We start from the raw sequence: 24,803 nt of genomic DNA on the forward strand, positions 1-24,803 counted from the left end.
GCGGTCTTTTCAGGCCGGTAACACGCTGTAACAATTTGTAACGCCGAACCCCTTTTTTTAACAAAGGGTTACGATAGATCCTGAAGGTTGACCCACAACCTTGAACAGCCGGGCATTAGACGGCATCAGGCCGGTAAAAAACGTGACGCATGACGCGAATTCTGCTCATCGATGACGACGAAAAGCTGGGCGAACTGCTGAAGGCCTATTTTCAGCGTTTCGACATGCAGCTCGATAACGCCGTGCGTCCGTCGGAAGGCCTGATGAAGATCCAGCGCGACAAGCCGGATCTCGTCATTCTCGACGGCATGCTCCCCGAGCAGGACGGATTCGATGTCTGCCGCACGATTCGCAAGACCAGTTCGATTCCCGTCGTGATGCTGACCGCGCGCGGTGATGTGACTGACCGCATCGTGGGTCTGGAGATCGGCGCTGACGACTATCTCTCCAAGCCCTTTGAGCCCCGCGAACTGGTGGTGCGCATCCAGAATGTACTGCGGCGGAGCAAGGCCGCGGAGGCCGAGAATGACACGACACTGCGGTTCGGCAGTCTGCTGGTGGATACCGAACGACGTACTGCCGAGCTCGACGGCACACCGCTGGACCTGACCACGATGGAGTACCAGCTTCTCGTGCTGTTTGCCTCGAATCCCGGGCGCACCTTCAACCGCGACGAAATCCTCAACGAGCTGCGCGGTATCGATGCGCAGCTGTTTTCCCGCTCGGTTGACATTCTCGTCAGCCGCCTGCGGCAAAAACTCGGCGACACCAGCCGTCAGCCGCGCTTCATCAAGACGGTATGGGGAACCGGCTACGCTTTTGTCGGCGTCGATCCGGTGGCTACATGATCAAGGAAATCACGCGTTCGCTGTCGGCGCGCCTGGTCGCGGTATTCTTCCTCACTTCCCTGGTCTACGGCTTCGGCTCCATCTATGCAGTGAGCAAGGTGCGCGAGACTGACTATCTGCGCGAGATTGTCGGTTCGCATATTTCCCTGCACGCCGATCTGGTGCTGAAGGAGATCGGCACGCCGCCCGATCCGGCCAAGGCCAAGGCGATTGTGGATCGTATTCCCGTGGATATCCGCATCAGCAGTCCCGGGTTCGACTGGTCCTCGGATCCCGGATTTCCGGACCTCGCCAGGATTCCTTTCGGGCCGATCGCATACCTCGGCCTGGATGACAAGAGCAGCAAGGATATCGAGTCCTGGTCGCGTGGTCTCGAGCGTGTGCGCTTTGCGCGCTATCAGGGGCATATCTTTGCTGAATTGAAGGAGGGACCGAACGTCGTGGTATTTGCATCACCACGACTTGCCGAGAGTCCGCCGCCGGACTACACCGGGGTGGTCATGGTGCTCCTGTCCCTGCTCGTGCTGTCGGGGTGTTTCATGGCGGTACGCTGGCTGGTGCGTCCGATCAAGTGGATCCAGGCTGGTACCTCGCGTATTGGCCAGGGAGATCTGGATTACCGGATCGTGACCAGTCGCCGCGATGATCTCGGTGATCTTGCTGCCGGTATCAATCACATGGCGGACGACGTACGCGACATGCTTGAGGCCAAGCGGCAGTTGCTGCTCGCGATCAGTCATGAACTGCGTTCTCCACTGACCCGTGCCAAGGTGGCGCTTGAATTTCTCGACGACAATCAGGTCAAGCGCGATCTGCTCGACGATATTCGCGAGATGGAGCGGCTGATCGCCGATCTGCTCGAAAGTGAGCGCATGAATGTCGGCCATACCACGCTGCAGCGTTCGCTGGTGGATCTGTGTGCCATGCTTTCCGGGCTGATCAGGGACGAGTTCCAGGAGCAGGCCGGCCGGATCGATCTCAAGCTGCCTGCTGGCGCAGTGGTGCGTGAGGTCGATGAAGTCCGGCTGCGCCTGGTTGCCAGGAACCTGATCGACAATGCATTACGTTACACGCCACCGGATGCGGCCCGGGTCGAAGTCGGGCTCATCGTGAAGCCGGGCATGGTCATGCTGCAGATTCGCGATCACGGGCCGGGTATCGCCCGCGAGCATCTGCCGAAGATCAGCCAGCCTTTCTATCGGGCGGATCCGGCGCGCTGTCGCAGCACTGGCGGCCTCGGCCTTGGCCTGTATCTCGCGCGGCGCATCGCGGAAGCGCACAACGGCAGCCTGGTGGTCGAGAGCGAAGTCGGGCAAGGGACGCTCGTCACCGTGACGATCCCGGATTTTATTGCCGCACAGGACGTGCTGTGATCGGGTTGCCGGTGCCGGCCTGCGTTCATATCGGTTAGCATGAAGCTCAGCCATCCGGGCCGGTCGGCCCAGCGGAGTACAGCCCAATGGACGAAGAGGACAACACCATTATCGACAATGCGGCGGAGCAGGTCGTGGAGCTCGGCAATCGCATGCTTGAAGCCGACGATGACGCTGATTCCTGGGATGTGGCCGATGGGCTGCTGGCCGGTGCTATCCAGTTCTGGCTTTACTCCCGCCAGCCCTGTGACGATCCGCGCTGCGAAAACTGCGCCGAGGTCAGCACCGCAGATCTGCGCATGCGCAAGCTGATCGAGGAAGCCCGGCGGTGCGCGGAGGAGAGCAGCTACTACGAGACGCCATTTGACATGAATGTCGGCCGGGCCTGATCCCGGTCAGGTTCGGGGCCAAATGCTTCGTGCTATATTCCGGCGCCTTTTTTCTGATACGGATGCGGGACAATGCCGACGATTTACGTGACCAACCGGAGCGGCAAGAAATACACGCTCAAAGTGGACAACGGCCTCACCCTGATGGAGCCGCTGCGGGAGATCGACGACAGCATCGAGGCATTGTGTGGCGGCATGTGCTCCTGCGCGAGCTGTCATATCTTCATCAGCCCGGAGTGGTTTGACAAAGTACCGGGCCCGCAGAGTGATGAGACCGAGCTGCTCGAAGGTACGGAAACCTACCGTAGTCCCGAGTCGCGGCTGGCCTGTCAGGTCAAGGTGACAGATGCGATTGATGGCATGACGCTGATCGTTGCGCCGGAGGAATAGACTTCCACCCGGATGCCCGTCGATTACGAACACCTGATGTCGCTGCGCAGTCGCAGTGAACCGGTCAGCTACTCTGACCGCGATACGCTGCTCTATGCGCTTGCCGTTGGCCTCGGCCGCGATCTGAGTAATCGTGACGAACTGCCCTTTGTCTCCGAGCTTGCCGGCCTGCATGCCTTGCCAACGCTCGCCAGTACGCTCGTACCCGGTGGTCTGCTGCAGGATTGTGGCTGGGATGCAGCGCAGGTGGTGCACCACGCCGAGAGCCTGACGCTCGATCGCCCGCTGGAAGAAGCGGGCTCCCTGCTGGTCGACAGCGCAGTGGTTTCCGTGGTCGACCAGGGTGCGGACACCGGTGCGCTGATCGTCATCGAGAGCAGGGCGCGCAGGTCAAAGGATGATCAGCCATTGTTCAGTCTGCGCCGCACGCTGCTCGCACGCGGTGACGGGGGCTTTGGCGGGCCGCGCGGGGAGGCCGGCATCGCGGCGTACCGCATACCAGAGCGCGCCCCGGACCTCACTACCTTGCTGGAGACCCGGGAAGACCAGTCGCTGCTGTTCCGGTTGTGCGGAAATCGCGATCCCCGGTATGCGGATCCCGCTGCACCCCCCCTGCAAGGCACGTGTATATATGGAATCGCCTGTCATGCCGTACTGCGCGTGATTTGCGAGTACGACCACACCCTGATCCACTCATTCGCCGCCAGCTTCGCCGGTCCGGTCACGCCGGGCGAGAGCCTGCAGGCCGAGCTGTGGCAGGACGCCAATGTCGTCTCGTTCCGCCTCCGTGTCCCCAGGCGCGATGCCATCGTCCTGGACCGCGGCCGCTGCGTACTTGCCACCTGAGACCGGATCGGGCCGAGGTTTCCAGCGGGGCCGGCTTTCAGTAGACTGTGCGCCGCTGTGGGGCCGTAGCTCAGCTGGGAGAGCGCCGCGTTCGCAATGCGGAGGCCGGGAGTTCGATCCTCCCCGGCTCCACCATCAAAAAGCCGTTTCTCTTGCGTATTAACGGTGTTTCCACCTTTCCAACCAGCGCCACGACCGGCAACCTGGTTCGCAATGTGCTTGCCATGCATTCCTTGAACCGATAGGTCTCGTTAGGCAGGATCTGCCCATGCCGATTGTCGAGCATTCGCGACTCCCCACGTTCAGCGACCTGCGTCGCCAGGGGCTGACGGTGCTTGGCCTCGAGGACGCGCAGCGTCAGGATATCCGTGCCCTGCACGTGGGCCTGCTCAACCTGATGCCCGATGCGGCGTTCCAGTTGACGGAGCAGCAGTTCATGCGCCTCGTCGGCGGCTCCAACCAGATTGCACAGTTCTACGTCCATTGCTTTACCGTTGCCGGCTTGCCGCGCAGCGATGCCACGCAGGCCTATATTGCCGAGCATTACGAGGACATCGCCTCGATCCGTGCGCAGGGGCTGGACGCGCTGATCATTACCGGCGCCAATGTCGTGAAACCGCGTATCGAGCAGGAGCTTTTCTACAAACCACTGACGGAAGTGATTGGCTGGGCCAGCGAGAACGTCACGTCAGTGCTTTGTTCCTGCCTCTCGACGCATGCGCTGATGAAGTATCTGCACCATGTTGACCGTACGCCGCTGCCGCGCAAGCAGTGGGGCGTATACAGCCACCGCGTGGTTGCACCTCAGCACCCGCTGTTGAGAGGCGTCAACACGCGCTTCGACGTGCCGCACTCCCGGTACAACGCGATCACACGGGAGCAGTTCGAGGCGGCAGGCCTCTCGATACTGATCGAAAGCGCGGAAGCGGGTGTACACGCAGCCGTCAGCGCTGATCAGTTTCGCCACGTCTATTTCCAGGGGCACCCGGAGTACGATGCCAACAGCCTGCTCAAGGAATACAAGCGCGAGGTACTGCGCTACTTCTCTGGCGAGCGCGACTTGCCCGCCTTTCCCGAGCACTATATTTCCGCCGAGGCGGCGGTCGTGATCAACCGCTATCTGGCGCTTGCCGAACGGGCCAGACCGGGAGGTGTGCCGTTGCCGGCATTCCCTGAAGCGGAGGTTGTGCCTTTCCTCGACAATACCTGGGGCGATACGGCGAGGACGATCTTTGACAACTGGCTGGGCCTCGTTTATCAACTGACCAATCTGGACCGTCGCCTGCCGTTCAAGGCGGGCATCGATCCGCACAGACCACTCGACGGGCTGTTGCCGGCCTGACAACCATATTTTTTTCTGGATGGAGCGCAGACACCGATGAAGGACGCAACGCTGGCGATACACGCAGGCTATGAGACCGAGCCGACCACCAAATCGGTGGCCGTGCCGATCTACCAGACCGTGGCCTACGAATTCGACAATTCACAGCACGGCGCGGACCTCTTTAATCTCGCGGTCGAGGGCAATATCTACACGCGCATCATGAACCCGACCAACGATGTGCTCGAAAAGCGTGTCGCCGCCCTCGAAGGTGGTGTTGCCGGGCTTGCAGTCAGCGCCGGCATGGCTGCCGTAACCTACTCGATCCTCACGATTGCCCACGCCGGCCGGAACATCGTCTCGGTACCCATGCTTTACGGCGGCACCTACACGCTGTTCGCACATACCTTGCCCGGTCTGGGCATCGAGGTTCGGTTTGCCAAAGACGACAGCGCGGCAGCGCTGGAGGCACTGATAGACGACAACACATCTGCCGTGTTTTGCGAAAGCATCGGCAACCCGGCCGGCAATATTCCGGACCTCGAGGCGATTACCACGATGGCGCACCGGTATGGCGTGCCGGTGATCGTCGACAACACCGTCGCTACCCCCATTCTCATGAAGCCCATCGAGTTTGGTGCGGATATCGTGGTGCACGCGTTGACCAAGTACATCGGCGGCCACGGTACGTCGATCGGCGGCATGATCGTCGATTCAGGCAAGTTTCCCTGGGCAAAGCACAAGAAGCGTTTCCCGATGCTGAGCACGCCGGAGCCGTCCTATCACGGCGTGGTCTACACCGATGCCTTTGGCCCGGCAGCCTATATCGGCCGGGCCCGCACGGTGCCACTGCGAAACACCGGTGCAGCCCTTAGTCCTTTCAACGCCTTTCTCTTCCTGCAGGGTCTCGAGACCCTGCAGCTGCGCATGGAGCGGCATGTCTCGAATGCGATGGCAGTTGCGCAGCACCTGGAGAAGCATCCGGCGGTCGCGTGGGTGAGTTACCCGGGTCTCAGGTCGTCGCCGTACTATCGCCTCGCACAGAAATATACGCAGGGATCTCCCTCGGCCCTGATGACGTTCGGGATCAAGGGCGGATTCGATGCGGGCGTGAAGTTCTACGACGCGCTGCGGATCTTCAAGCGGCTGGTCAACATCGGCGATGCCAAGTCCCTTGCGGCTCACCCGGCGTCGACAACCCACCGTCAGCTCAGCGAGGCTGAATTGAAGAGTGCGGGCGTGACGCCCGACATGATCCGTCTCTGTGTGGGTATCGAAGCGATCGAGGACATCCTCGCGGATATCGATCAGGCGCTGGCCGTGGCGATGGCCTGAGACCGGGGCTGCTCCGGACCGTCGAATGTCCGTCAAGGGGCAGCGTCCCCTGTCTTCACGACCGCATAAAGCTTGTCGAGAAACTTCTGTTCGCCCTCACTCACCCGTACCCCGCCAAAGCCGAAGAAACTGCCTTCCCGGGCGGCATTGGCCACTTCCTCGGCGAGCCAGGCGAGCATCTTGCGATAGTCCTTCATATCAGCCGTGGCTTGATGGGCGCCCAAGGCCGCCAGAGCCTTGCGAGTTGCAGCAATTGCCCCGTCCTGCAGCTGCGTGCCAAATGCAGAAGGCTCGGTCACTGAACCCAGCAACTCGCCGATATCGCCGTGTGCGGCCCGGATTTCCTCTGGGCCAAACAGCTCCTTGATCAGTTCGTTGTTCGCGCGCCTCGCGGCTGCGAAGGCTGAAGCGGCCGACATACCCTCGGACAGGGTGCCGAAAAAGCCGCTGTGGCCAGCGGCCGCTGTCGCGATCGCCACCAGCTGCGGCGCATTGCGCAAGGCCCGCCACTCCTCGGCGCTGAAGTCCTGTCGCCTGGTCACACTGTTTGCCTCATTGTCAGCCTGGGGCGGTAGTCTGCGCGCCGGCGTATTCCGGCGAAGCATTTCCCTGGATTATGCCGCTGGCCGGGTGAGGACTGCCATTACATGAATGACTTATTCCAGCCGTGCCCGGAATACTTCCTGCAGCGAGATCTGCCCGGTCCTGGCCAGCGTCAATGCCTGCTGCGTCAGGGGCACCATCCCTTCGCGTACGCTGATCGCCTGCAGCTCGTCATCGCCCGCACCCGCGGCGATCGCCGCACGGAGCGCAGGACTCAATTCCAGCAGTTCATACACTGCAATCCGCCCGCGATAGCCGGTGCCGTTGCATTCCGCGCACCCTGTACCGCGAAAGAATGGTTCCTCCGGCGATACGTTCAGCCACTGACGCAAATCCGCATCGACCACTTCGGGGCGTTTGCAATGCGCGCCGTTTCCCCGTCGCGGATCTCGCCGATCAATACGATATCCGGATCGTGTCGCAGGATGTTCCGCAGTGCATTCGAGAAACTGTAGTCGATCACCGGGCGCACCTGCGTCTGGACGATGCCATCGAGTCGATACTCGATCGGGTCTTCGACCGTGAGGATGTGAAACTCACCCGTATTCAGTTCCTGGAGCGCCGCATACAGTGTCGTTGTCTTGCCTGAGCCTGTGGGACCGGTCACCAGTACCAGGCCCTGGTTGCGGTTCAGGAGGTTGCGAAATCGCTGCTGGTCGGTGGGCGTGAACCCCACATCCGCGAGGCGTCGCAACCCCACCGAGCGGTCCAGTACACGAATGACGATGTTCTCGCCATATATCGCAGGCATGACAGAGATGCGCAGGTCTACAGAACCTTCGGCGACATTCAGGTGGATCGCGCCGTCCTGGGGCAGGCGATGTTCCGCAAGATCCATTTCGGCGATGACCTTTATGCGCGCGGTGACCGCAGGCAGCAAGGAGCGATCAAAATCCCGGATTCGAACGAATGAGCCGTCGATGCGATAGAGCACCTGGGCATTGTGCTCACGTGGCCGGATGTGGATATCCGATGCCCGCAGCTTTATCGCATCGTGCAACATGTTGGCGACCAGCCGCACGATCGGTTGCTCCTGCGCCTGCAGTTCGGCAGCGCGTTGCTCCGGCGAGTCACTCTTCGGCTGGCCCAGACGTATCGCTTCAGCCTGCAGGTCCGCGTCATCAAAAGGCGGATAGTGGGTTGCGATCGCAACCTCGATATCGTTGCCCGTCGCAAACACGGCTTCGACGGGCACCCGCGTCGAAGCGCTGATTGCACTGAGAGCTTCGCTGTTGGTCGGGTCGCGCATCGCGACGATGACGCGCCCCTGATAGAGCATCAATGGCACGACCCGATATGCACGAACGATGTTCTGTGGCAACAGGTGCAGTGCCCCGGGATCGACATCGAATTCGCCCAGGCGCACATATGGCACGCCAAACTTCGCGCTCAGGGCACGATACAGGGTGTCCTCGCTTATCGTGCCCTGTGCAACCAGCAAGTCGCTGATACGGGTATCGGGCCTGGGATGCGGCAACGTAGGCAGACAGGGGGCAGCTTCCCCCTAGTTGGCCTGCCGCTCGGCTTCGGCAATCTGCGCCGGACTCAGCTGGCGGCGCATGCGGTCGCGGTTCCTTGCGGCAAGCTCATCCCCCTGGTCTGCGGCGCGTGCGTACCACAGATAAGCCTGTGCGGGATCCGCCGCGACGCCTTTGCCGAGTTCGTACATCCGTCCGAGATCGGCCTGCGCGTCGCGATAGCCCTGTGCGGCGGCCAGCCGATAATAGTGGACGGCTGCCTTGTTGCTGCGGATCCCCGGACCAAATTCATAGAGGTCACCGACGTTGGCCTGTGCGGCGGCGGCGCCCTGGTCGGCCGCCATCCCATACCACCTGAATGCTTCGGTCAGGTCTTGCGTGACACCAATACCCTGTTCGTAGAGTTGCCCGAGCCGAACCTGGGCACCAGCGTTGCCCTGCTCAGCCGCTTGTCGGTACCACCAGGCTGCTTTCCCGGGGTCTGCCTTGACCCCGGTTCCCGTCAGATAACTGTCGCCGAGAGCGACTTGCGCCTGCGCATCTGCCGGGTGATTGGCCCCGGCGTCCTGAATCGGCGGGGCAGGCGCATCCTCTGCTGCCGTGCTGCGAGGATCGGGGAGGGCGACAGGTTCCCGCCGTTGCGGATCTTCTGCAGCATTCTGTGGTTCGGCGCTAACTGCTTGCGCAGTCGGAGATTGTTGCGCAGGAGCGTCCTGCGGCTGCCAACGCCACCACGCAGCAAGGCTGATGAGCAGCATCAAGGCCAACGCAATCTGAATTCTGTATTTCACGGAAAGCGAACCAGCCTTATGTTCAGTTGCAGCTTGCCAAGATCATTACAAGCAGGCAATCTTCGGCCGCAACGTCAGGGAGGCAAGTCCCGAAGCGGTGCCGAAGAAAACGAAACGGGGGAGCGGACAGAAGTCTGTCCGGAAGCCTGGAAAATCAACTCAAACCAAGTGGGGAATTCGATGAAAAAGTATCTTGTATCCATGGCGGCACTCATGTTGCTGTCGAGTGGCGCCCAGGCTGCCACGTATCTGCTCTCGAGCGTGACTTACGCGAATACCTTTGCGCCGACACCTGGAAGTGTTGCGTCCTGCACGAGCTGCGGCGTTGCCACGGCTGTTGAGACTGCCGGCAATATCGATCTGACGGGAATCGCCTGGGGCTTCAATGCCGGTGGCAATGCCTACACGATCTCCTTCAGCGGCACGACCACGCTGGCGGCCGGCACCTCGCTGATCAAACTGGCTGGCGCAACCTGCGTCGACTCGCTTGGATCAGTTTGCGGCGCGACGAACTACATTGCCGGCATGGCTGGCAATATGTACACGGGCATCGGCAGTGATAACGCGACAGCTTGCGCCAATGACCGTTGCCGGGTGGATGTTGCCGTCCTGGGCAGCAACCTGACTGTCACGATCAAGCGCGCGCTTTCGGCATCGCCGACTTCTACCGCTTCCCAGACCTACGTGATGACCTTTGCGCAGGTTCCGGTTCCGGCAGCAGTCTGGCTGTTTGGCTCCGCCCTTGGCCTGATGGGCATTGCCCGTCGCAAGGCCGCCTGAGCGCCTGAGGCCCGACGAGAAGTAGTGAAGGAGCCCGCAACGCGAGTTGCGGGCTTTTCTTGTCGCAACAGATCGATAGGCAAATACAATGAAGACGAAAATAACTCTTTCAGCTCTTGTCCTTGTGCTGGCGTCAGTGTCGGCTGATGCAGCGCTGTACAGCCGTCTCGGTGGGCAGGCCTATTACGACGACACGCTCAACGTCACCTGGCTTCAGAATGCCGGTTTGGCGGCGACCAATACCTTCGGTGTCAGCGGCATCGATGCCCAGGGCCGGATGAGCTGGGACACGGCGCAGAGCTGGATCGCTGCCATGAACAGCGCGAACTATCTGGGTGCGAATACCTGGCGCCTGCCGAACATGGTCGACATCAACAACGATGGCTGCCAGGACAATTTTGCCCGGCAGAACACCGATTGCGGCTACAACGTCGTCAGCGTCGGACCGAACGCATCCGAAATGGCCTCGATGTTCTACGATACGCTCGGCAATCTTGCCTATTGGGCGCCGGCGCCTTATTCGGGTGTGATGCCAGGTGATGTGCCTCAGCTGTCGGTGCTGGGTATCCAGAACTCGGGTCCATTCAGCGGCCTGGGCAACAACACCACAGAGTACTTTCTGTTCTGGTATGGCCTGCAAACGACCAGCAATTACCCGGGTCCTGACCTGGCCAACCCCGACAATGCCTGGTACTTCGGTCCGCCGTCGGGCGGACAGCGGGTGCTCGACAAGAGCGTGCTGAATCGCGCCTGGGCAGTACTCGACGGTGACATTGCCGTGGTGCCGGTGCCGGCCGCAGTCTGGTTGTTCGGCTCTGCGCTCGGCCTGATGGGTTTTGCCCGTCGCAAGGCCAGCTGAGTCGTTCACGACTGAAGCGAAACAGGAAAGAGCCCGCAGCAGTTGCGGGCTCTTTTTTTTGCCGGATATCCAGTGGGGGATGGCGTCAGATGTTTGTAATCGATCATCGCAGGCTGGTGGCGATCGCAGGTAGCTTGCTGCTGTCGCTGTATGCAGTGACTGGCAGTGCGGCGCCGGTTTTTTCAGTATCAGTAAACGGCGCTCCGGCAGTTTCTTTCGAAGAGCTGACGGTTTGTGACGGCATCATCAGCTTCAGCTGTGTCGGTTCGGGCAGCGAAGGCGATCTGGTGGTCAGTTACTTCGAACTTAGTGCTGACCCTGCAGCCTGGGTTGCCGGTTCCTTCCTTTTCTATAACGCCTCGGCAACGGAAACGCTGTCGGTGCTCGCTACCGTGTTGTTCCCGACGACGGGCGCCTTTGCGACGTCGACGATCGCCGCGGGTACCGGGCTTGCCAGTCCCGCGGGTGGCGACCTGAGCATGACGGTGAATGGTTTTGTCGACTACCCGTCGGCGGCGTCGATTTCTGTCGGCTGTATGGTGGCGGACTTCGATACGGCGGGCTGCGTTGACAGCAGTGGTACTCCGGGTAGCCTGAATGTGCTGGCCAATATCGGTTTCAGCCTGGCCTTTGACATTGCACCGGACATGCAGGTCTCGATTGGCTTTGATCCGGAGTCCGAGTTTGGCGCCGGTACATATTTTTCGATCAGTTCGGCTGTCGTGCCGGTGCCAGCTGCGGTCTGGTTGTTCGGTTCTGCGCTCGGCCTGCTGGGCTGGACGCGGCGAAAGACGCAGTAGTCGGGGCGTATCGGCCGGCAAGAGTTGATGCACAGAACACCCCGCTCATGCGGGGTGTTCTGTTTCCAAACGACGTAAATTGAGGGGGCTCGATCACCATGCTGTCTTTACAGGCTGCCCGCACGCTGCTGCGGTCCGTGTCGCTCACAGGTTCGGCGGCTGCGCTGGTTCTGCTGTCGGCCATGCCGGCCAATGCGGCCAACTATTGTCCGGCTGTCTGGAAGAAGGGGGTGCTGCCGCTCAATTTCAACCCGGCATTCACGCATATCGACAAGTTCAACGTGTCTGGCGGTGGACAGCAGGACGATCTGCTGGTCAGCAGTTTCTACAACGTCACCAAGGATCCGACCGGAACGATCGTCACCTCGTATTTCAGCCGCGATCTGGTGGCCCGGATTCCGGGTCTGGATACCCTGGATGTGAATGCTTTCGACAAGGACAGCGACGTCGAAGTGCTGACCGATCTCGGTGGCCCGCCATACAAGACCGTCTGGCCAAATCACATCTCGCGTGTACCCGATGGTGTGGTGCCTTTCGAAGCGGTCGTATCACCGCAGGGCTTTCTGGCTGCCGAGCCGCCGGGGCGTCTCAGCCTGATCAATATGGATGATCCGAACCGGCAGGAATACATCGTGCATCAGAGCACGGCGATTGCCGATCAGCCCTGTGACGGGACTGCCGCCAACAAGCCGCGCTTCTATCACGACGTGCAATACGCGGACATGGATGCTGACGGTTACCAGGATATCGTCACCGTGCGCTCGGCATTCAAGCCGCTGGGGCCTGGCAGCTTCTGTGCCTTCTTCGGCGACCTCGTGTATTTCAAGAACCCGGGCCCGGCGATCAATCCCAATACGGAGTGGGAAGAGCACCTGCTGTTCGGGTATCCCAGCGCCTTCACCGGCCCGGACCTGTCGATCCGCATGTATGACTTTGAGAATGACGGCGTGCCCGAGGTCGTCGCCAGTCATTTCTTCAATCGCAATGGCGCAATCCGCATCTATGGTGCGCCGGTCGGCATGAACTGGAGCAGTGTGGATCCGGTGAATGGCCCCTTTGTCCGGCAGGCCAATGTTGCAGGTCCTACCAGCCAGGGGCAGCCCTTCGGTTTTGAGATCGTCGACCTTAATCTCGATGGCAAGGTCGATATCCTGTTTACCAATCACCAGCGTGATAACTGTTTTGACGTAACGCAAAGCGTGGTCCCGGGACGGGTCGTGGCGTTGGAGCAGCCAGTCAGCGGCAACGTATTTGCGGGCTCAGCAGCGTGGCCGATGCACATACTCAAGGACGACATCCGGCCGAACCCGACCTTTCCGGCTCCGGATGCTGCGCCCGGTCGTCTGGCGCCCGGACTGGCTGTACCCTTCACGCCGATCGCCGGCCAGCAGGGCAAGGTCAAGCCATGGATCGTGGTCGGTGGTGACGAAGCATCGAAGGTCTGGCTGTTGACGCCAAAGGTTGCGACCAGCAAGACCAACTGGGAGTATCTGTCCGCGGTAATCTTTGATATCAACGATGCTTATGGGCCAGGTACCACGCAGACCCTCATGGGACCGTCCGGGATTTCTCCTGGCGAGGTCATCTCGACCATCGGTACGCCAAGTGTGCGTTACGACGGTGCCGGCGCCACGGCGCGTACAGAGATCTATATCCCGGTGTTTGAGGCCAAGGCGATCCACGTGCTCAGCTTGCGTCCGGGGAGTACGGCTGATCGTGTGGCCTGTCCGCCGGATGTGCGCGAGGCTTGTCCGGTCGCGCCATAGTGAAAGACGAACCTTGTGCGCGCTTGATGGCGGCGCGTCCTCCGTTCAGTGAGGTTTGCGCGACCACAGTGTCCGGGACAGCCCGGGGCCTCTCTGGTTTATCGCGGTGCCAGAAGCTGCGCGACGGCATCAAGAACCGTTTGTGGCGCCAGGGATTCCATGCACGACAGGCCGTGCACACAGGTTCCCCGGTAGTAGCAGTCGCACGCTTGCGGGGGCTGAACGATGGTGCCGTTGCTGCCCAGGTCGAACTCATGGGGGTTGAAGATGTTGTTCATCAGAACGACTTTCTTGCCAAGTCCCAGGCCCAGGTGCAGGGCCATGGTGACCTGGGTCACCACCAGCTCGCACCGGTCCATGAGTGAAATGAAACGGGGTAGAGGAAAACAGCCCGGATAGCAGGCGCCCGAGGCAGCTTGAATGGCCAGATTCCGCTCATGTTCCTGGGTGCCGCCGAGGAGCACCGGGTAGTAGCCACGGTCAACGAGGCCCTTGGCCAAAGCCACCCAGTTTTCCGGGCTCCAGAGGCGCGTCGTCCAGCGATCGCCGCAGCCGGTGTTCAGGCCGACGACGGCTCTGTCGGCGGGGATATCCCAGGCATCGGCGGCATCGGCCGGGCGGTCCAGCAGGTAGGGTTCTCCACGGTACTCAAGGCCACAGATTTCGAATATCTCGGTGCAATAGCTCCTGGTGTTTGCCTTCGAGTCATCGTCGAAGAGGCCCGTCCGGAACTTGTGCTCGGCGAGCTGATTGACCGGCTGCGTAACGCCATCCTTGAGGATGAAGCCGAACTTTTCCCTGGCGTTCACGCCCTTCAGCAGGGCAGCTGCTTCCTTCTCCTTGTCGAGATTGATGGCGATGTCCCAGTCGGTGTTGCTGACGTAGAGCATTGCCTCGAGGCCCAGGCGCAGGATCTCGTCCACCTGGCTTTTCGGCAGGATGTCGGGAAACATGGTCACCCAGGTGATCCGCGCGCGCGGGTAGAGTGACCGGAAACGGGTGATCAGCGGGGTCGTGCGGATCACATCGCCCATGGCCCCGAGCTTGATGATCAGGATGCGCCTGTCCGCAGGGGAGTAGGCCGGGCAGCTATCGCAATGATAGCCATTGTCTTTATGGGGCTGACAGGGAACATGGCCCCGGAAATGCCGACAGTCTGGCTTGTAGAACATGGGTGCGAGGCTGCTGTCCTTCGTTGCAGCCTATTCTAGTCGAGACCGGTGCAGCGGATCCCCTTTGCAGCAGCAGGTTTGTCCGGACCGGCCAATATCTGCGAATATCCGGGCGATTCGCAGCTTGTGATTTCCAGGGGCAGTTGATGCATATCGCGATTCCTTTCGATATCGAGACGGTCAAGCAGTCATGGGGCCAGCCCGGGCGCATGTGGGGTCGGGTGATGGGTAACCATACCTTCCTGCGGGCACTTGCGGATACGAAAGGGTGCACTCGTCTCAGCCTGTTCGTGCCGTCGCGACACGATGTCGAGGTCGTCGGCAAGACGCTGATGGCAGAATTCGGGGCAAACCGGGCCAAGGTGACTGTCGTGCCCTTTGCGCAACTGCAGGCTTATCTGGCAGCGCGGCCCGTTGATGTGATGCACATGCTGGATCCGAACATGTGGCTGGCAGCGCATATCCGCTCCCGGTTGTCGGGGCAGTCGTTTCCGATCACCGGTGTCACGCACTCGCTAGGCAACCAGCATTTCCTGGAATGGGCCTTGCTCAACAATGCCAACGGTGTGAATACGGATGATTGCCTCGTCTGCAGCACGCCCACGGCCTTGTCGGTCGTCCAGTCGGTATTTGCGCGCCTCGGCGCCAGTCAGCCCGACTTCATCGTTCCATCCACGGCTGTCATTCCCTTCGGCATATCGCTGGCCGATTTCGCCGGATCCCAGGGCGATGCCCGGGCGCAGATCGGCATTCCCGCCGACACATTCGTCGTAACTTCGCTGGCGCGATTCAATTACCAGTTCAAGATGGATCTGCGGCCAGTGCTCCGGCTGGCCTCGCTGCTGATGCGACAGATCAGCCGGCCACTGAAGTTCATCCTCGCCGGCTCATCCGGCGATGGCCAGTACGTCGGGTTCCTGCGGGAGCAGATCAAGGCCGAGGGCCTGGAGAATATCGTCGAGCTCGTGACTGATCCCGACGAGCCACGAAAGGTCCGCCTGCTGCGCGGGTCCGATGTATTCCTGTCCCTTAGCGATAACATCCAGGAGACTTTCGGTCTTACGCCGATCGAGGCCATGGCAGCCGGTCTGCCTGTGGTCGCCAGTGACTGGGACGGTTACCGGTCGCTGATCGAAGATGGCGTCAGCGGCTTTCTCGTTCCTACCCGGGGGCTCGCCCCTGCGGCAGACTGGGAGGCCGCGCTGGCCCTTCGCTACGATTCACTGGTCCATCTGTTCAGCGCCCAGACCACAGCGGTGGATCTGGATGTGGCTTGCGAGCAGCTTGCCCGGCTGGCAGCGGACACGGCACTGCGCGACCGAATGGCTGCCGCTGCCCGGGAACGGGCCGGCGGATTCGACTGGAAGCTGGTCATGGGGCAGTACCTGAAGCTCTGGGAACGGATGCGGGCGGAGCGGAAAAATCCGGTTGCCGGAATGCCGGTGCGGTCGAGCGCGATGCGCTTCACCGGGGACTTCGTGAGCTATGCGACCTCCACGCTGAAGCCGGAGGATCGCTTCCGCACGACCCACGCCGGCAAGGTGCTGAGGGCAGGCAAGAAAACGATACAGTTTTACTTCGAGACCGACGAGTTTCTGGTTCCTGGACTCATGTCCGGGATTCTCGATCGATGTGCGGAGGGTTGCTCGGTCGCACGGCTGTCTGAAGCGCTGGTCAGCGCAGCGCCCGGGGGTGCGGCTCAGGTCAGCCAGAATATCCTGTGGTTGTACAAGTATGGATTCCTGCGTGCGGAAAAAGCTCAACCGAGCCTGGAGTAGTCGGGAACGGTGACACCGTACTGACCTGCACCGATCAGATACAGGTAGCCGCGAGGATGAAGTTGTTTGACGGTGGCACGGCCGTGAGCAGGCGGCGCGTCAGTATCCGTTCCCCCCTGTATCAATGCAGGCTCAGTATGTTCAGGGTGGCAAGTTGCTTCTCAGGGACGGAGAATCGGCGGGGAAAGCACCCCCGGATATTGTCGCTCTGCGATCATTGGCACTGACGGAGGTTGGCTGCACAATGCAGATCCCTGGTTACAGTTGACAGGCAGGGCCACCGTTTTATGGTATCAGTCGCGTCGGAATCATGATTATCAAGGTTCGATACCGCCTCGGTGGCAGCCTGATTCGGCAGGCATTGGCATTGAAGCGCACGTCCGACCCGCTGGATGCCGGGACCTATGATCCCGATGCTCCGGATGGCGAGAGGCGCCTCGCAACTCTGCGCAAGACAGAGGTGCGCTGGGTTTTGCAGGAGGATCACCCTGCGCTGCATGACGAGATCGGCCGGATCGTCCTCGAGCACCAGTTCCGGCTCGGGGTGAAAGTACCGCTGCGCTTTGCCGGGGGCATGCAGCTTGCCACTTATCGGGAAGGTCACCACTACGACTGGCACCCCGATGTTTGTGACACGGATCCTGTAAAGCGTCTGGTGTCAGCATCCATATTGCTGACAGATGACTTTGCCGGTGGTGAGTTCGAATTCAAGACCATGGACGCACCGAAGTTGCGCAAAGCGGGTGACATCGTCCTGTTCAACTCCTGGGAAGTACATCGGGTTGCGCCGGTCACGCAGGGCGTCAGGAATTCGCTGGTTGCCTGGTTCATGCAGGCCTGAGGGGTTACAGGCCTGCGAAGTGCACTGTTTGACCTACTCGCGGGATCTCAGTTTTCCCGCCGCGCGACCACGGCGATGCCGGCGACATCGGCATTGAGTTCGCGGCGTATGACGATGTCTTCAAGACTCTGCAGCGTGTAACCGCTGTCGGCGAGCAGTCGGGTCACGTAGTCCGGACGGTGGCTGTAGCGGCCATGCAGTTCCAGCTGGTAGTCCGGACCGTCTGACCGTGATTCGACGGCGAAGGCAAGCATGCCGCCCGGTGCGAGGGCAGTGTGCGCGGTGCTGAACGCTTCTTCCATCGCGCCGAAATACACCAGCGTGTCAGCGAGGATGATCAGGTCGAAAGCCGCCGGTCGGCTGGCCATGAAAGCACAAAGTTCGCCGACCACCAGCTCGTCGTAGAGCTTGCGTTCGCGTGCCTTGTCGAGCATCGCGCCGGAGAGGTCAACACCGACCAGCCGGCTGGCCAATGGCTTCAGCAGCGGCGCCGCGAGTCCGGTACCGCAGCCGGCATCGAGAATGCGCAGCGGCGCGGTATCGCTGCCGCGCGCGGTGCTGATCTGTGCGGTCAGCAGTTCGGGTACCCGATAGCCGAGACCAAGCAGCGTCTTTTCAAAACTCCCTGCGAACTTGTCGAACAGGTTCGCAACATATTGATCACCTGCGCGCTCGGGTGCCTCGCCACTGCCGGCCGCCACCATGTGCTTTGGAATCGGATTGTCGGGTTCGAATGCCAGCCATTGCCGGTAGATGTCGACGGCATCGCCGAACCGGCCGAGCTGGTAGAGGGTGACAGCCAGGCTGTCAAAGGCAGTACTTGTTTTCTCGATTTTCAGCGCCTGTCGCAGGCTGTCTTCCGCCGCTTCCAGCTGGCGTAATTCAAACAGCGCCTTGCCCAGGTTGGCATGAAACTCGCCAACATCCGGCTGCATGACGACCGCGCGCCGGAACGCGGTCAGCGCTTCAGACTGGCGGCCCAGTTTGCACAGCGCGATGCCACGGTGGTTGAGTGCCTGCGGATACTCGGGTTTGAACTTCAGTGCGCGGTCGTAGCTCGCCAGTGCTTCTTCGGTCCGCTCGAGATTGTGCAGCGTCAGGCCGCGGTTATGCAGCGCATCAGCATGCCGCGGATTGATTGCCAGTGCACGATCGTAGCTCTTCAGCGCATCCGTATACTGTTTGAGTTCCAGCAGCGCATTGCCCCGATTCGACCAGGCAGCTGCATTGGCGGGTTCGATGGCAAGTGCCTGATCGATCAGTTCGATGGCCTGTTGCGGCTGGCCGCGCTGGCCGGCGATCACGCCCAGCAGTTGCAAAGCGCCACTGTGCCGGGGGCTGGCTTGCAGGATTTCCCGGTACAGTGCTTCGGCGCTATCGAGTTGTCCCTGCTGATGCAGGCGAAGTGCGTTCTGCAGCTTGTCTGCATGGACGTCGGGTGTGGTGGCTGGCGTACCTGGGCGCGGTTGGCCGCGATGTCGTGATCTGGCTTTCATTTCATGCGGGCTTGCGCCGCGCGACCACGGCGATGCCGGCGACATCGGCATTGAGTTCGCGGCGAATCACGATGGGTTCCAGGCTCTGCAGCGTGTAACCGCTGTCGGCGAGCAGTCGGGTCACGTAGTCTGGACGATGGCTGTAGCGGCCATGCAGTTCCAGCTGGTAGTCCGGACCGTCTGACCGTGATTCGACGGCAAAGGCGAGCATGCCGCCCGGTGCGAGGGCAGTGTGCGCGGTGCTGAATGCCTCTTCCAGCGCGCCGAAATACACCAGCGTGTCGGCAAGGATGATCAGGTCGAAAGCCGCCGGTCGGCTGGCCATGAAAGCACAGAGTTCGCCGACCACCAGCTCGTCGTAGAGCTTGCGTTCGCGTGCCTTGTCGAGCATCGCGCTGGAGAGGTCAACACCGACCAGCCGTCTGGCCAATGGCTTCAGCAGCGGCGCCGCGAGTCCGGTACCGCAGCCGGCATCGAGAATGCGCAGCGGCGTGGTATCGCTGCCCCGCGCGGTGCCGATCTGTGCGGTCAGCAGTTCGGGAACCCGATAGCCGAGGCCGAGCAGCGTGGTGTCGAAAGTGTCGGCAAAATTGTCGAACAGATCGGCGATGTACCGATCGCCCGCGCGTTCAGGCGCCATGTCGCTGCCAGCTGCCACCATATGCTGCGGGATCGGATTGTCGGGCTCGAACTCCCGCCACTGCCGGTAGATGTCCAGCGCTTCGGAAAACTTTTTCCTCTGGTAGAGCACGGCTGCCAGGTTCTGGAATGCCAGCGCAACTTTTCTGCCCGCGAGAGCCGTGCGCAAATGCTCTTCAGCCTCTTCGAGCTGACCGGTTTCCAGAAGGGTGGCACCGAGGTTGGCATGAAAGTCGGCTGAGTCGGGTTGCCCCGCAAGCGCCGCCCGGAAGGCGATAATGGCTTCATCCTTGCGGTTCAGGTTACGCAGCGCAACGCCGCGATTATTGAGTACCTCGGCAGCTTCCGGTTGAATGGCGAGAGCCTGGTCGCAGCAGCTCAGCGCTTCGGCATGGCGTTTCCGTGCAATCAGCGCCGTTGCCCGGTTATTCAGCGCTTCCAGATAGCCGGGCGCGAGGGCGAGCGCCTGGTCAAGGCTGCTCATCGCTTCAGTGAGCCGGCCCAGCTCGATCAATATGGCGGCCCGGTTGTTGAGGGTTTCGGGATCGTCTGGCCGGTAGCGAAGCGAGCGGTTGTAGCTTGCCAGCGCGTCTGCCTGACGTCCGAGGCCAAGCAGTGCATCACCACGTCGGGTGAGCGCATCGGCAAAGTCGGGTTTGATGGCCAACGCCCGGTCGAATGAATCCAGCGCTGCCTCATGGCGGTTGAGCCGCAGCAGGGCGAGACCGAGGCCCGTTCGCGCATGAATGTTGTCCGGGATGATCTTCAGCGCCGCTTCGATCAGTTGTACAGCGGCGGCCGGATCGCGTTGCTGGTAGCGCAGCACGCCGAGCAGGTGCAGGGCATCGCCATTCCCGGGCTGTAGCCCCAGCAGCTCCCGATACAGTGGTTCGGCGAGATCCAGTTGCCCGCTCTGGTGCAGGCCAGCGGCCCGGCTGAGCAGCGCCTCCGGGCTTTCACCCGACATCGCCGTTGCCGAGGGTGGCTCGAAGTTCCAGCTACTATCGGTACCGTTATCGGTGCCGGGTCTATTTTTCATAATGGTCGAACCCTGGAGGCAGGCCAGTCGGCTGTATTGGGCCAGTATATAAGCAGACCCGACCACGGAAGCGCGAGCCGATCTCGTGAAGCAGCCGATTCCTGTACGATTACAGCTAAAATCAGCCCATGTTCGAGCGGGGAATTGAAAAGTGCAGATAGCCAACGACTGCGTGGTCAGTATCAATTTCGAGCTCACCAATGATCGTGGTGAGCTGCTGGATCGTTCCCGTGAAGGTGAGCCTCTGGTGTATCTGCACGGCGTTTCCGGGATCCTGCCGGCCCTCGAAGAGGGCCTCGGTGGCAAGTCGGCCGGCGAATCCTTCGAGGTGCACATCGCACCCGAGGATGGCTTTGGTACCCCGCAGCAGGAACTGATCGCGAAGGTGCCACGGTCGGCGTTCCCGGACAATCCGGAACTGGTGATTGGTATGCAGGTGCAGGGGCGCAGCGATACCGACGAGCGCCAGTTCACAATCATCGCGATGGACGATGAATCCGTCACGGTTGACGGCAACCATCCGCTGGCCGGGATGAACCTGTGCTTCAAGGGCAGCATTGCTGATGTCCGCAAGGCAACCGAAGACGAGCTCGAAAACTGGTCGGATGGCATGGAAGCGCAGTAAGCGATCATGGCAAACATCGGCAGAAACGAAGCCTGCCCGTGTGGCAGCGGCAAGAAGTACAAGAATTGCTGCGCCCGTGATCCGGCGCTGATTGCGGCGGAAAGCGGTGGCGCAGACCAGCCGCAGCCGACCCTGAGCGCCGAGATCAGCAAGCTGCGGCAGAAGGTGGCCGAAAAGAATGCTGTCATGTGGACCAAGGGCGTCTTCGTGTTTTTCAGCACTGAAGAAGGCGATGCCTGGGTGCTGGAGGCTTCCGGTGGAGATGCGCTGCAGGTCGCCGAGGCTGGCCAGCCGATCGAGGTCGAGGTGATGCAGACCGAGGACGCCATCGAAGTTACCTGGTCGCACCAGTTCTCGATCCGCAAGGATTTCACGGTCAGTGCCTACGCGGACCAGCGCCGCAGTGTGTATACCGGCTATCCGGCGGCCCGTATCCGCGCACTCCTGAGCAAGGCACGCAGCAGTCTGCCGCCGGAATTGCTGGCCAGCATTCATCTCGACGAAAACGACGGCCTGGCGAACTGAGCGCGATGGCCGGTCTGCGTGCGGGGATACTGTCTGCGCCGCCGATCTGGGAGCAGGTCTGGACAAGGCCCGAGCCTGAGTCGCTCGCCGCGCTTGCGGAGCGCAGTCTGGGCGTTCTGTTCAGTGGAACCACTGAATACCTGGAGAGCCATTCCGGCGCGCTGCTGCTGTTCGGTCTGATCGCCTGCGCACTGTTCGTGCTGGCCCTGCAGTTGCGGCGCCTGGGGCGTTCGACGGCCGATGCCGATGGTGCGCCTGGCATCACGCTGCGTCGCCCGTTTCTGGTCCTCGCGATGCTCTGGATGCTGTTCGGGCCGGAACTGCTGTTGCCCGAACTGGATGCCGGCCTGTCGGCCCTGCGCACCGGCTTTGTCATGGCGGCATTGGCCGTGCTGTTGCCGGAGTTCGTGGTGCGCGGTGCCGTGATGCCCTTGCGCGGCCTGCTGACGGCGACCTACCTGACCATGGCCGAGCGTGCCTTGCTCGATGACCCGTTATACGGTCGTCTGCTCAGCCTGTCGCTGGCGATCATCGGCATCTGGCTGTTCCGCCGTCTGCAGAAAAAACTGGTTGCCGGTCCGATTCGAGTGCCGGGTCAGGCTGCGTCTCGCGGCGTGTCGAAGCTGCTGCAGGCAATCAGCCTCGGACTGGCGCAATACGCCCCATGGGTGCTTCTGATCGGCTTGCTCGCCGAAACCGTCGGCGCCGAGCTTCTCGGTAATCAGTTGACCAGCGGCGTGCTGTATCTGAGTACTGCGCTGGCTGCCTGGATTGCTGCCGACATGCTGGTACAGGATGCCGTTGTGCAGATCGTCAACGGACCGGCTGCCAACTGGCTGCGTGCCGTACGCAATCATCCCGAACAGGCGATCCACTACAGCGTGCTGGTGCTCCGGGTGCTGCTGGTGATCGGCTTCGTGGCCTTGTTGCCGGTTGTGCTGCCGCTGCTCCAGCCGGTCTGGTATGCAGTCTCGACTGCGCTTGCCACGCCCCTGGCCCTCGGCTCCATCGGTCTTTCCCTCGGCGATGTAATCGCCTTTGCGGTGAGCGTGGTGCTGGCCATCAATGCGGCCCGCCTGGTGCGCTTCCTGCTGCAGGAAGATGTGGTGTCGCGCCTGCCGCTGTCGGCTGCGACGGCATCAGCCGTCACGCGACTCGTTTATTACGGGATCATGGTAGCCGGTGTGCTGTTTGCCTTTGCCGCAGCCGGCCTGGAGCTGAGCCAGTTGACGATGGTCGTCAGCGCGCTCGGGGTGGGCATCGGCTTCGGCTTGCAGGATATCGTCCGGAATTTCGTGTCTGGCCTGGTGATCGCCTTCGAGCATCCGTTTCGCGAGGGTGATCTGATCGCCACCGGCCAGATCACTGGCCGCTTGCAGGAGATCGGGCTGCGCGCCAGCCGGATCCGTACCTTTGAAGGGGCGGAGGTCATGGTGCCGAACGCCAACCTGATTTCGGCCGAGGTGACCAACTGGACGCTGAGCGATCGTACCCGGCGCATCGAAATCCGCGTGGGCGTGGATTACGAAAGCGAGCCGCGCCGGGTGCTGGAAGTGCTGAATGCTGCCTTGGCCGGCCACCCGGGGGTGGCAACGCATCCCGAGCCCGTGGTGCTGTTCAAGGATTTCGGCGCCAGTTCACTGGATTTCGCCGTGCTGGCCTGGACGCCCGATGTGGACGAGCGGCTGAAGGTCGAGAGCGAGGCGCGAGTGCGGATATTTTCTGCATTGCGTGAGGCGGGGATCGGCATACCCTTTCCGCAGCTCGATTTGCACGTGCGTGACGCGCCGCCGGGGACGCAAGCCGGGCAGCCGCCTGAGCGTCAATCGCCGCCGCCGGTCGCCGGCTGAAGCCTCCCGCTGCCCGAACTGCGAGCTTCATCACATAGCCTGTTGCGCGACCGGTATAGCTTTCCGTCTGGAACTGAGCGCGGAGACGGGCCGTGGGTATCCTGGACATCTTCAAGAAGAAGCCGACGGTGGCGAGCGCGCGCCATGCCGCTTATCCGGGTGAGCGGGGCCGCAGCCGGCGGGATACCGACCAAGGCGGTGCGGGCTACGGTGCCAACCCCTACGACACCTACACCTGGGAGCTGCAGACCGATCCGGATGGCGAGCGCGAGCTGAAGCGGGCACACGTCATCGACAAACCCAGACCCGACGGCGAGTCATTCAATCCCTACGACACCGGCAAGTTCAGCGGCGGCTGGTAGGCGCGGCTTCCTGTGGGAGCGGCTTCAGCCGCGATCCCATGCTGTCATCAAGAAGAATCGCGCCTGAAGGCGCTCCTACCCCTATAAACGCAGCGCTCCGTCGATCTCGAAGCAGCGGCCCGATACATAGTCATTCTGCAGGATGAATTCCACGGTCCGGGCGATCTCGTCCGGTTCGCCCATGCGCTTGAGCGGAATGCCCGAGGTCAGCTTTTCGCGCGCTTCCGGTTTCATGGCGGCGACCATTTCCGTATTGATGAAGCCCGGCGCGATCGATGCGGCGCGGATGCCGTAGCGGGCGAGTTCCTTTGCCCAGGTGACGGCCATCGCGGCGACGCCGGCCTTGGCTGCCGTGTAATTGCTCTGGCCGGCATTGCCCGCGCGCGAGATGCTCGAGATGTTGATGATCACGCCGGGGTTGCCCTTGACGATCATGCGCTCGGCAGCTTCGCGGCCGCAGAGAAATACGCCGGTCAGGTTCACGTCGATCACTGCCTGCCACTGGGCGAGGCTCATCTTTGACTGGACCTGGCCGTCCTTGAACTTGATCAGCAGTGCATCACGGGTGATGCCGGCATTGTTGACCAGCGCATGCACCGCGCCGCAGCGCGCGACGACATCGTCGAAGAGCCTGATCACATCGGCTTCAACCGCGACATTGGCGGCAAAGCACTCGACGCGGGCGCCGGCCTGCTTGCAGGCATCGGCGGTGGCGGCCAGGTCTTCAGCCTTCATGTCGACCAGTGCCAGCACCGGCTGATGCTGCGCGAGGCGCTTTGCCATGGCGGCGCCGAGGCCGCGGGCAGCGCCCGTGATCACGATGGTCTTGTCCTTGAGGTTCATCAGCCACTCCCGGCTTGCTTTGCTCTGAAGGCAGCCATCCTACGTAATTTTTCT

The 24,803-nt window shown here is 61.6% G+C and carries 25 protein-coding genes and 1 tRNA gene; 18 read left to right on the forward strand and 8 right to left on the reverse strand.

Going from position 1 to position 24,803, the window contains the following annotated elements:
* The first annotated feature begins 149 nt into the window (after positions 1-149).
* From H6979_10600 to H6979_10635, 8 genes are all read left to right on the forward strand, one after another.
* Positions 150-848, forward strand: a complete 699-nt coding sequence (locus H6979_10600; GenBank protein ID MCP5140297.1) for a response regulator transcription factor — start codon at positions 150-152, stop codon at positions 846-848.
* Entirely contained in the window at positions 845-2,221 is a 1,377-nt protein-coding gene (locus H6979_10605) for a HAMP domain-containing histidine kinase (protein ID MCP5140298.1), read from the forward strand. The genes H6979_10600 and H6979_10605 overlap by 4 nt, the downstream gene beginning before the upstream one ends.
* 86 nt (positions 2,222-2,307) lie before the next feature.
* Positions 2,308-2,610: a hypothetical protein gene (locus tag H6979_10610; protein ID MCP5140299.1), complete on the forward strand. Its 303-nt coding sequence runs from the start codon at positions 2,308-2,310 to the stop codon at positions 2,608-2,610.
* A 72-nt stretch (positions 2,611-2,682) separates the two neighbouring features.
* Positions 2,683-3,000, forward strand: coding sequence for a 2Fe-2S iron-sulfur cluster binding domain-containing protein (locus H6979_10615; GenBank protein MCP5140300.1), 318 nt, complete (start codon positions 2,683-2,685; stop codon positions 2,998-3,000).
* Positions 3,001-3,012: 12 nt separating this feature from the next.
* Complete coding sequence (locus tag H6979_10620; GenBank protein MCP5140301.1) at positions 3,013-3,846, forward strand: MaoC family dehydratase N-terminal domain-containing protein; 834 nt, start codon at positions 3,013-3,015, stop codon at positions 3,844-3,846.
* 59 nt (positions 3,847-3,905) lie between these two features.
* Positions 3,906-3,981, forward strand: a tRNA-Ala gene (locus tag H6979_10625).
* Positions 3,982-4,114: 133 nt separating this feature from the next.
* Entirely contained in the window at positions 4,115-5,188 is a 1,074-nt protein-coding gene (locus tag H6979_10630) for a homoserine O-succinyltransferase (GenBank protein ID MCP5140302.1), read from the forward strand.
* Positions 5,189-5,224: 36 nt separating this feature from the next.
* The gene (locus H6979_10635; GenBank protein MCP5140303.1) at positions 5,225-6,502 is read left to right on the forward strand and encodes an O-acetylhomoserine aminocarboxypropyltransferase/cysteine synthase; all 1,278 of its coding nucleotides are present in this window, start codon (positions 5,225-5,227) and stop codon (positions 6,500-6,502) included.
* Positions 6,503-6,534: 32 nt separating this feature from the next.
* Here H6979_10635 and H6979_10640 read toward each other — a convergent pair whose 3' ends face one another.
* The 4 genes from H6979_10640 to H6979_10655 all read right to left on the reverse strand — a co-directional run bounded on the left by H6979_10640 (position 6,535) and on the right by H6979_10655 (position 9,374).
* The gene (locus tag H6979_10640; protein MCP5140304.1) at positions 6,535-7,044 is read right to left on the reverse strand and encodes a hypothetical protein; all 510 of its coding nucleotides are present in this window, start codon (positions 7,042-7,044) and stop codon (positions 6,535-6,537) included.
* A 114-nt stretch (positions 7,045-7,158) separates the two neighbouring features.
* Entirely contained in the window at positions 7,159-7,341 is a 183-nt protein-coding gene (locus H6979_10645) for a hypothetical protein (protein ID MCP5140305.1), read from the reverse strand.
* A gap of 80 nt (positions 7,342-7,421) precedes the next feature.
* Entirely contained in the window at positions 7,422-8,582 is a 1,161-nt protein-coding gene (locus H6979_10650) for a type II/IV secretion system protein (protein ID MCP5140306.1), read from the reverse strand.
* 27 nt (positions 8,583-8,609) lie between these two features.
* Positions 8,610-9,374: a sel1 repeat family protein gene (locus H6979_10655; GenBank protein ID MCP5140307.1), complete on the reverse strand. Its 765-nt coding sequence runs from the start codon at positions 9,372-9,374 to the stop codon at positions 8,610-8,612.
* A gap of 180 nt (positions 9,375-9,554) precedes the next feature.
* Here H6979_10655 and H6979_10660 point away from each other — a divergent pair, with 180 nt between their 5' ends.
* The 4 genes from H6979_10660 to H6979_10675 all read left to right on the forward strand — a co-directional run bounded on the left by H6979_10660 (position 9,555) and on the right by H6979_10675 (position 13,579).
* Positions 9,555-10,154 carry a hypothetical protein gene (locus H6979_10660; GenBank protein ID MCP5140308.1) on the forward strand — a complete coding sequence of 200 codons (600 nt, stop codon included), beginning with the start codon at positions 9,555-9,557 and terminating at the stop codon, positions 10,152-10,154.
* An 88-nt stretch (positions 10,155-10,242) separates the two neighbouring features.
* Entirely contained in the window at positions 10,243-11,013 is a 771-nt protein-coding gene (locus tag H6979_10665) for a DUF1566 domain-containing protein (protein ID MCP5140309.1), read from the forward strand.
* An 89-nt stretch (positions 11,014-11,102) separates the two neighbouring features.
* The gene (locus H6979_10670; GenBank protein MCP5140310.1) at positions 11,103-11,813 is read left to right on the forward strand and encodes a hypothetical protein; all 711 of its coding nucleotides are present in this window, start codon (positions 11,103-11,105) and stop codon (positions 11,811-11,813) included.
* Positions 11,814-11,911: 98 nt separating this feature from the next.
* The gene (locus tag H6979_10675) at positions 11,912-13,579 is read left to right on the forward strand and encodes a VCBS repeat-containing protein (protein ID MCP5140311.1); all 1,668 of its coding nucleotides are present in this window, start codon (positions 11,912-11,914) and stop codon (positions 13,577-13,579) included.
* A gap of 98 nt (positions 13,580-13,677) precedes the next feature.
* Here H6979_10675 and H6979_10680 read toward each other — a convergent pair whose 3' ends face one another.
* Entirely contained in the window at positions 13,678-14,751 is a 1,074-nt protein-coding gene (locus H6979_10680; GenBank protein ID MCP5140312.1) for a glycosyltransferase family 9 protein, read from the reverse strand.
* Positions 14,752-14,897: 146 nt separating this feature from the next.
* On the opposite strand from H6979_10680, the gene H6979_10685 reads away from it, so the two are divergent.
* The gene (locus tag H6979_10685; GenBank protein ID MCP5140313.1) at positions 14,898-16,529 is read left to right on the forward strand and encodes a glycosyltransferase family 4 protein; all 1,632 of its coding nucleotides are present in this window, start codon (positions 14,898-14,900) and stop codon (positions 16,527-16,529) included.
* 310 nt (positions 16,530-16,839) lie between these two features.
* Positions 16,840-17,370 (forward strand): 2OG-Fe(II) oxygenase, encoded by a 531-nt coding sequence (locus H6979_10690; GenBank protein MCP5140314.1) that lies wholly within the window; start codon positions 16,840-16,842, stop codon positions 17,368-17,370.
* Between the two features lie 47 nt (positions 17,371-17,417).
* Here the strand turns inward: H6979_10690 and H6979_10695 are convergent, their stop codons facing one another.
* Positions 17,418-18,866: a tetratricopeptide repeat protein gene (locus H6979_10695; GenBank protein ID MCP5140315.1), complete on the reverse strand. Its 1,449-nt coding sequence runs from the start codon at positions 18,864-18,866 to the stop codon at positions 17,418-17,420.
* Position 18,867: 1 nt separating this feature from the next.
* Positions 18,868-20,544: a tetratricopeptide repeat protein gene (locus H6979_10700; protein MCP5140316.1), complete on the reverse strand. Its 1,677-nt coding sequence runs from the start codon at positions 20,542-20,544 to the stop codon at positions 18,868-18,870.
* A 151-nt stretch (positions 20,545-20,695) separates the two neighbouring features.
* On the opposite strand from H6979_10700, the gene H6979_10705 reads away from it, so the two are divergent.
* The 4 genes from H6979_10705 to H6979_10720 all read left to right on the forward strand — a co-directional run bounded on the left by H6979_10705 (position 20,696) and on the right by H6979_10720 (position 23,906).
* A complete protein-coding gene (locus H6979_10705) occupies positions 20,696-21,169 on the forward strand; it encodes a peptidylprolyl isomerase (protein MCP5140317.1) in 474 nt (157 codons plus the stop codon).
* Between the two features lie 3 nt (positions 21,170-21,172).
* A complete protein-coding gene (locus tag H6979_10710) occupies positions 21,173-21,694 on the forward strand; it encodes an SEC-C domain-containing protein (protein MCP5140318.1) in 522 nt (173 codons plus the stop codon).
* 5 nt (positions 21,695-21,699) lie between these two features.
* Positions 21,700-23,544 carry a mechanosensitive ion channel gene (locus tag H6979_10715; GenBank protein MCP5140319.1) on the forward strand — a complete coding sequence of 615 codons (1,845 nt, stop codon included), beginning with the start codon at positions 21,700-21,702 and terminating at the stop codon, positions 23,542-23,544.
* A 92-nt stretch (positions 23,545-23,636) separates the two neighbouring features.
* The gene (locus H6979_10720; GenBank protein MCP5140320.1) at positions 23,637-23,906 is read left to right on the forward strand and encodes a hypothetical protein; all 270 of its coding nucleotides are present in this window, start codon (positions 23,637-23,639) and stop codon (positions 23,904-23,906) included.
* Positions 23,907-23,987: 81 nt separating this feature from the next.
* Here the strand turns inward: H6979_10720 and H6979_10725 are convergent, their stop codons facing one another.
* Entirely contained in the window at positions 23,988-24,749 is a 762-nt protein-coding gene (locus H6979_10725) for an SDR family oxidoreductase (GenBank protein MCP5140321.1), read from the reverse strand.
* Between the last annotated feature and the right edge of the window lie 54 nt (positions 24,750-24,803).

This window comes from Chromatiales bacterium, from assembly GCA_024234935.1.
Lineage (GTDB): Bacteria > Pseudomonadota > Gammaproteobacteria > Steroidobacterales.

Excerpts from the sequence above, each read along its gene's own strand:
- H6979_10600 (MCP5140297.1), top strand. The coding sequence starts at position 150 with ATGACGCGAATTCTGCTCATCGATGACGACGAAAAGCTGGGCGAACTG.
- H6979_10605 (MCP5140298.1), top strand. The coding sequence starts at position 845 with ATGATCAAGGAAATCACGCGTTCGCTGTCGGCGCGCCTGGTCGCGGTA.
- H6979_10610 (MCP5140299.1), top strand. The coding sequence starts at position 2,308 with ATGGACGAAGAGGACAACACCATTATCGACAATGCGGCGGAGCAGGTC.
- H6979_10615 (MCP5140300.1), top strand. The coding sequence starts at position 2,683 with ATGCCGACGATTTACGTGACCAACCGGAGCGGCAAGAAATACACGCTC.
- H6979_10620 (MCP5140301.1), top strand. The coding sequence starts at position 3,013 with ATGCCCGTCGATTACGAACACCTGATGTCGCTGCGCAGTCGCAGTGAA.
- H6979_10630 (MCP5140302.1), top strand. The coding sequence starts at position 4,115 with ATGCCGATTGTCGAGCATTCGCGACTCCCCACGTTCAGCGACCTGCGT.
- H6979_10635 (MCP5140303.1), top strand. The coding sequence starts at position 5,225 with ATGAAGGACGCAACGCTGGCGATACACGCAGGCTATGAGACCGAGCCG.
- H6979_10660 (MCP5140308.1), top strand. The coding sequence starts at position 9,555 with ATGAAAAAGTATCTTGTATCCATGGCGGCACTCATGTTGCTGTCGAGT.
- H6979_10665 (MCP5140309.1), top strand. The coding sequence starts at position 10,243 with ATGAAGACGAAAATAACTCTTTCAGCTCTTGTCCTTGTGCTGGCGTCA.
- H6979_10670 (MCP5140310.1), top strand. The coding sequence starts at position 11,103 with ATGTTTGTAATCGATCATCGCAGGCTGGTGGCGATCGCAGGTAGCTTG.
- H6979_10675 (MCP5140311.1), top strand. The coding sequence starts at position 11,912 with ATGCTGTCTTTACAGGCTGCCCGCACGCTGCTGCGGTCCGTGTCGCTC.
- H6979_10680 (MCP5140312.1), bottom strand. The coding sequence starts at position 14,751 with ATGTTCTACAAGCCAGACTGTCGGCATTTCCGGGGCCATGTTCCCTGT.
- H6979_10685 (MCP5140313.1), top strand. The coding sequence starts at position 14,898 with ATGCATATCGCGATTCCTTTCGATATCGAGACGGTCAAGCAGTCATGG.
- H6979_10690 (MCP5140314.1), top strand. The coding sequence starts at position 16,840 with ATGATTATCAAGGTTCGATACCGCCTCGGTGGCAGCCTGATTCGGCAG.
- H6979_10695 (MCP5140315.1), bottom strand. The coding sequence starts at position 18,866 with ATGAAAGCCAGATCACGACATCGCGGCCAACCGCGCCCAGGTACGCCA.
- H6979_10700 (MCP5140316.1), bottom strand. The coding sequence starts at position 20,544 with ATGAAAAATAGACCCGGCACCGATAACGGTACCGATAGTAGCTGGAAC.
- H6979_10715 (MCP5140319.1), top strand. The coding sequence starts at position 21,700 with ATGGCCGGTCTGCGTGCGGGGATACTGTCTGCGCCGCCGATCTGGGAG.
- H6979_10725 (MCP5140321.1), bottom strand. The coding sequence starts at position 24,749 with ATGAACCTCAAGGACAAGACCATCGTGATCACGGGCGCTGCCCGCGGC.